Origin of the sequence: Planktothrix sp. (genome assembly GCF_046067725.1) — a bacterium.
In the GTDB taxonomy this organism is placed as follows: domain Bacteria; phylum Cyanobacteriota; class Cyanobacteriia; order Cyanobacteriales; family Microcoleaceae; genus Planktothrix.
Genome location: NZ_JBJUDF010000047.1, coordinates 1 through 6,004 on the forward strand (window position 1 = coordinate 1; position 6,004 = coordinate 6,004).

General features: G+C 40.3%; 6 protein-coding genes. 2 read left to right on the forward strand and 4 right to left on the reverse strand.

All coding sequences use genetic code 11. The features are described from left to right. Positions 1 to 396: 396 nt before the first annotated feature. On the reverse strand, positions 397 to 1,560 hold the full coding sequence (gene tgt / locus ACKPEB_RS02660; RefSeq protein ID WP_408963240.1) for a tRNA guanosine(34) transglycosylase Tgt: 1,164 nt from the start codon (positions 1,558 to 1,560) through the stop codon (positions 397 to 399). 141 nt (positions 1,561 to 1,701) lie between these two features. Beyond that, a complete protein-coding gene (locus tag ACKPEB_RS02665; RefSeq protein WP_408963241.1) occupies positions 1,702 to 2,154 on the reverse strand; it encodes a hypothetical protein in 453 nt (150 codons plus the stop codon). 583 nt (positions 2,155 to 2,737) lie between these two features. Between ACKPEB_RS02665 and cobS the strand changes: the two genes are divergently transcribed. Further along, entirely contained in the window at positions 2,738 to 3,538 is an 801-nt protein-coding gene (cobS, locus tag ACKPEB_RS02670) for an adenosylcobinamide-GDP ribazoletransferase (RefSeq protein WP_408963242.1), read from the forward strand. A 153-nt stretch (positions 3,539 to 3,691) separates the two neighbouring features. Next, on the forward strand, positions 3,692 to 4,333 hold the full coding sequence (locus ACKPEB_RS02675; RefSeq protein WP_408963243.1) for a hypothetical protein: 642 nt from the start codon (positions 3,692 to 3,694) through the stop codon (positions 4,331 to 4,333). Positions 4,334 to 4,486: 153 nt separating this feature from the next. On the opposite strand, the gene ACKPEB_RS02680 is transcribed toward ACKPEB_RS02675, so the two are convergent. Both ACKPEB_RS02680 and ACKPEB_RS02685 read right to left on the reverse strand, forming a co-directional pair. Next, positions 4,487 to 4,609, reverse strand: coding sequence for a hypothetical protein (locus ACKPEB_RS02680; protein ID WP_408963244.1), 123 nt, complete (start codon positions 4,607 to 4,609; stop codon positions 4,487 to 4,489). A 328-nt stretch (positions 4,610 to 4,937) separates the two neighbouring features. Further along, positions 4,938 to 6,004 (reverse strand): hypothetical protein (locus ACKPEB_RS02685; RefSeq protein ID WP_408963245.1); only part of this gene is annotated, 1,067 nt, incomplete at its 5' end.

Consider the following 6,004-nt stretch of genomic DNA (forward strand, 5'->3'; position numbering starts at 1 on the left):
GGGATTGAAACCGTTAACGCGACTCTAGGGTAAGGCCATAATTCAGGTTATAATAACCACTAATCCCTTTCAGGGATTGAAACGTCGATTATTCTCCGTTTATTTTGCAAGTTGAAAAAGGTTATAATAACCACAAATCCCTTTCAGGGATTGAAACTTCAATATCAGCAGCCGATAAATTATCTTTCTCATTGTTATAATAACCACAAATCCCTTTCAGGGATTGAAACATAATGGAGGCATAATAAAAAAGATACAGGTGCTTTAAAGCTAGTTCTACCTGTATCTATCGAGTTAATTAGTTTTCTAAAGGTAATTATATCATGATTTGCTTATAATAACCACTAATTCCTATCAGGGATTCAAAGAAGCGTGTTAAAACCTCCAGCTAAACCATTATCCGTGACTCCGTTTATTAATTTCAATTTCATCTAAAACCGTTTCAGAATCCGGTGCTGGACTTAACCAAAATTGGAATTCCTCCACAAAACGATGGTTTAAAATTGCCTCTCGAATGCGTTGGGTAAACCGAATTAATTCTGTTACATTATGAATCGAGATTAAAGTATAAGCTAATAGTTCCTTCGCCCGAACTAAATGACTAATATAAGCCCGACTAAAATTTTGACAAGTATAACAAGGACAAGTTTCATCTAAAGGTTGAAAATCTTCTCGAAATTGAGCATTTTTTAAATTCAATCGTTCTCCCTTAATTAACGCCGCCCCATGACGAGCTAAACGAGTGGGAATCACACAATCAAATAAATCAACTCCAGCCGCAATGGCTTGGGCCATTTCCCGATAAGTTCCCACCCCCATTAAATAACGCGGTTTATGAAACGGTAAAATCGGGGTTGTCACCTGAACAATTTTTTCAATTAATGCCGCAGGTTCCCCCACACTCACCCCGCCAATGGCATATCCGGGTAAATCAAATTTGACTAACTCCTCCGCCGCCTGTTGTCGTAAATCCGAATAAATCCCCCCCTGTACAATTCCGAATAACGCTTGGTCACTGCGTTGATGGGCATTAATACAGCGTTCTAACCAACGTTTCGTGCGTTGTGTGGCTTTTAACACCGCTTCTCGACTGGCGGGATAGGGAGGACATTCATCAAAGGCCATAATCACGTCCGCTCCTAATTCATTTTGAATTTGAATGGAACGTTCTGGGGTAAATTCAATAATTTGTCCATCATGGGGAGACCGAAAGGTTACGCCGTCCTCGGTAATGGTGCGAATTTCACTTAAACTAAACACTTGAAAGCCACCCGAATCGGTCAAAATCGGGCCATTCCAGGCCATAAACCGATGTAAACCTCCAGCCCGGTTTACAATTTTTTCCCCCGGTTGTAAATGCAGGTGATAGGTATTCGATAAAACCATTTGAGCGCCTGCCTCTTTCAAGTGTGCTGGAGTCAGGGTTTTAACATTGGCTAAGGTTCCCACAGGCATAAATCGTGGGGTTTCAACCCAACCATGAGGAGTATGAAATAACCCGACCCGGGCTTTTGTTTGGTGACAGCATGCTTGAACTTCAAAGGAAAAAGAATGTGACATATAAAAATCAAAAAACAACACAGGAAAAGTGGGGAAAGTATGTTTTCCCCTTTCCTTTTTTCGGTCTAAACGGGTGTTGAAACAACCCGTTTTAACGTTTAGTCGGGGTGTTCAAAATCAAGATTTTCCAGCTTTTAAACGTTAGAACGGACAGTCATCATCATCAATTTGACTATCCCAATTAGAAGACAAAACTTGATCCATAACCGCATCTAAAGCCGCTGCATTAAAATTGCGATTAAATTGTTCTTGTAAGGGATTAGTTAAGGGAATTAATCGTAACAAACGTCCCCCTTCTTGAACCAGATCAAAATAAGTTTCCTGCTCAGGAGACTGTTTAAGTTCTAAGTAATCAAAACTATATACATTCAAATACAACGAATGATTCGCCACTAAAGTTGCTTGTTGGGGATTCGCAAAAACTTCTAGGATGTATCCTTCTGCTTCACTGCATATTTGCCCGTCTTGGATATGTAAATAACGGACACGACCTAAATCAACAAGCAGTTTTTGCATATCCCGCTTGTTAAGAATGATACCCGTATCGATAATGCAAGGAGCAGACACCCTGTAGTTTAGTTGGTCGTAACTCATGGAGCAAAAGCCTCAGATGTAATCTGTAAATCACAGAATTAGTAATCACTCTGTGGAATCAAAAAATCTTTAGTTGTCAAGTTATCCCATCCCTGGGTGTAGAGGAATTACGAACAAAGGTGTCTGGCTGTACAGGTAAAATCCAATACTCTGCCAAATTGGGAACCTTAATTGTTTTGCTTCCTCCCGAATTGATGTTATGGTTTTAATCTAATAATATTTTAGGAAACACTCAGGCTGGAGTCGAAATTTTCTTGAAATTTCTCAACCCATCTTAAGCTATTGCCAATTACTAGAACCATACGTTTCAAGCTTTGTTGTAGGTATTGTCATTGTAGCAAAACTACAATGGCCAAAGACAAACCCTGTTGGTAACTCACCTATTTCTTTACCGCTGCGAAATCATGGGAAAGAATTCAAAAGGATGGATTCGTTTTTGAGTAGATGTGTCATTGAACAACCCTGGAGTTGGTAAACTCCGATGAGATGCTTTGACTTGAGTCAGACAAAACATGAGTTGTTATTTCAATTCTGGCATAACCTAGAAAATATTTATAGATCTATGCAAATTTAATTTTTTGCCATGTCAGATGATAAAGAAATTCGATCGCTGTCTGAATTTTTCCAGCGACAGGGTGCTGCGTTAGCCGCCGCTATGGCTTTTTATACTTGTTTCCCCATTCCCCTGTCTTGGACGTTGGAGTTTCGAGGAATTGCTCGTTTTGCTCCGGTGATTGGGGTATTGATTGGCGGAATTTTAGGATTAATCGATGGGGGATTATCCCTACTCGGTTGTCCCCTTTTGACTCGTTCAGCCTTCGTGATTTTAGCTGGAATTGCCATCACTGGCGGATTACATTTAGATGGTGCGATGGATACCGCCGATGGTTTAGCGGTTACTGACCCAAATCGACGCCTAGAAGTGATGGCCGATAGTGTGACGGGGGCTTTCGGAGTGATGGCGGCGATCGCCATTATTTTATTAAAAGTATCGGCGTTACAAGATTTAAGTTTAAATCGAGGTTTAATTTTAATGGCGGTCGCGGGGTGGGGTCGTTGGGGACAGTTAGTGGCGATTGCTCGTTATCCCTATCTAAAAGCCACTGGAAAAGGAGCGTTTCATAAAGATACCCCCTATTCTTCTTGGGATTTAATTCCGGGGGCGTTATTGTTGATGGCTTTTAGTGGGTTTATGGTGTTTCTGTATCCCCACTATTGGTTAGTCGCGGTTGGTTTGGCGTTAGGGGGAAGTGCGATCGCTATTTTAATCGGTGCTTGGTTGAACGCTCGTCTCGGAGGGCACACCGGAGATACTTATGGTGCGGTGGTGGAATGGACAGAAGCTTTGCTTTTAGTTTTTGTGGTGGCTTTACAAGGAGATTAGGCTAACTAATCAAGGCCTACAGTTATTCTGTTTGCAGTGCCCCAAATAATGCCACAATGTTCATAGTTTGTTGACCGTTGACTGTTGACTGTTGACTGTTGCCCAAGCGAGATTGTCCACTCATCACTGATAATTGATAACTGATCACTGAAAATGGGTATAGAATTACGCAGCTACGTTTATTTAGATAATCTGCAACGGCAACACGCAGCTTATATTGGTACAGTGTCACTGGGGTTTTTACCTTTACCTGGAGATTCTTCTTTGTGGATTGAAGTGTCGCCGGGAATTGAAATTAACCGGATTACAGATGTTGCTTTGAAAGCGACGTCTGTACGTCCGGGGGTATTGTTTATTGAACGGCTTTATGGCCTTTTAGAAATTCATTCGAGTCGTCAAGGAGATACGGTGACAGCAGGACGGGCGATTTTAGACTTTTTGGGATTACAGGAACGCGATCGCCTCAAACCTCAAATTATGACCAGTCAAATTATTCGTAATCTTGACCCCCATCAAGCTCAATTGATTAATCGTAACCGTCGAGGTCAGTTAATTTTAGGCGGTCAAAGTTTATATATTTTGGAAGTTCAACCCGCCGCTTATGCTGCTTTAGCCGCGAATGAAGCGGAAAAAGCCGCATTAATTAATATTCTGCAAGTAACGGCTGTCGGAAGTTTTGGGCGGTTGTATTTAGGAGGAGAAGAACGAGATATTATCGCTGGATCACGAGCCGCATTAGAAGCGATTGAAAATGTGTCTGGGCGAGAATATGGAGGTAGTTTTAATCCTGAATAAAGCTGATTTAAGCAAAGCTAATTCAAGGGTTCGTGTTTTGATTAAATCACGCCCTTGATATTTCAGTTATCCTCTAATTAAAGCCTACACGATGTTGGGATGCTCGCTTAATTTACTAACCCGTAAGATTTTCTAACTCCCCAGGTGCAATTACTAAAATTCCCACATTTTAGAACTGGTTTCTCGCTGCAATGACTCTAACAGAGTTTGTACTAATTGCCAGCGATCGCTAATAGGTAACTGTAATGCCTGCTTTTGCAATTCTTGTAAATTCATGATCATTTTTTCCCTATCAGTATCACTTTTAATTATAAATTAGGTAACGATTAAGAGGCAATAAACTAACTGATATTTTTTTGAAAATTTGCCATAATTGCTCCTATCTCACCGGGTTGTCACCCCATGAGGTCTGAGACATAAAAACATCTCATCTATACTGCCACTTTTAGCCGAATTTTGCTTCATTTGTGGTGCTTTTCTTTTATGAGTAGTATCCCCATATAGCAATCCTATTTGATTTGTGGTAGGGGCAATTCATGAATTGCCCCTACGGTCAGGGTTTGAGTCATAGAGATTATTACAACCGATTTAGACTTGCTATATCTTATATTGCATATATACCGGGTTCAGCGTCATTTCCAGGGATAATTTCTTGGCTGCTTTTCACCCCTTTACTTTCGCACAGATCGGCAAACGATTCTAAACTTTCTAATCTGGCTGAAAGTTCGCTCAAACTATCCAAATATTCAGCTACAGCAATTTGGTGATAAGTCCAGGCTCGATCAAATTTAGTAGCACTATAGGACATATCAAATTCTACATCAACGTGAGTTTTTTTGCTTCTAATTTGCTCTGGAGATAAGGCGCGATCGCTTGTTGATATTTGCGTAATTCGTTCGACTCTTTCGGGGGTAATATAGTGATTAAACCGATCATTACTAAAGCGATAAGCGGTAGATAAATAACTGTTTTCATGATTAATTAATGCTTGACCCCATCTTTCCGCTACTTGTTTAAATTGAGGGACTTCCACCGCCAGTAATTCTTTAGCTTCTTGATGTTTTCCTATTTCTAGGAGAAGATTGGCTTCTGTTGCGATGGCTACAGCCCAACCTTGAATAGAAACATCAGCATTAAGCATAATTTCAGCATCTAATTCTGGGGTAGCTTGTATGGCTTGATTACTGAGAAATAATCGCACTCTGCAAGCTGTTTTAATGGCTGATCTCGGTGATTCATCAGGAAAACGAGAGCGATCATCAAGTTCAGCTTTTAAAGCCGCAATTTCTTTAATTAGCATGGCTTGATGAAGATGGGAAATCGCTTTAGCGAGGCTTTTTTGTTTTTGGCGACTATCTTCTACTAATAAATACAGATAAGCTAATTGTCCAGAGATAATATCTAAACTATTGTCAACTTGATTGAAGCGCTGATCAAGATGATAAAAACCCGCGTTTAAGTTATTTTCAATCCGATTTAAGTCAGCTTCAACTCGATTAAAACCTGTTTCCATTGATTGTTGAATATTGCCTAAAGTGTTTTGAATTTGGTGCAGTTTATAGCCCATATAGGCAAAACCAGCAATACTCACACCAAGGTTTAAAACACTGGCTCCCGCAGCAATTTGAGTTAATCCCATTACTGAGGATAAAGTTTTTTCAATACCCATTA

Coding starts and splice junctions, on each gene's coding strand:
- cobS (WP_408963242.1), top strand. CDS start 2,738: ATGTCAGATGATAAAGAAATTCGATCGCTGTCTGAATTTTTCCAGCGA.
- ACKPEB_RS02675 (WP_408963243.1), top strand. CDS start 3,692: ATGGGTATAGAATTACGCAGCTACGTTTATTTAGATAATCTGCAACGG.
- ACKPEB_RS02665 (WP_408963241.1), bottom strand. CDS start 2,154: ATGAGTTACGACCAACTAAACTACAGGGTGTCTGCTCCTTGCATTATC.
- tgt (WP_408963240.1), bottom strand. CDS start 1,560: ATGTCACATTCTTTTTCCTTTGAAGTTCAAGCATGCTGTCACCAAACA.
- ACKPEB_RS02680 (WP_408963244.1), bottom strand. CDS start 4,609: ATGAATTTACAAGAATTGCAAAAGCAGGCATTACAGTTACCTATTAGC.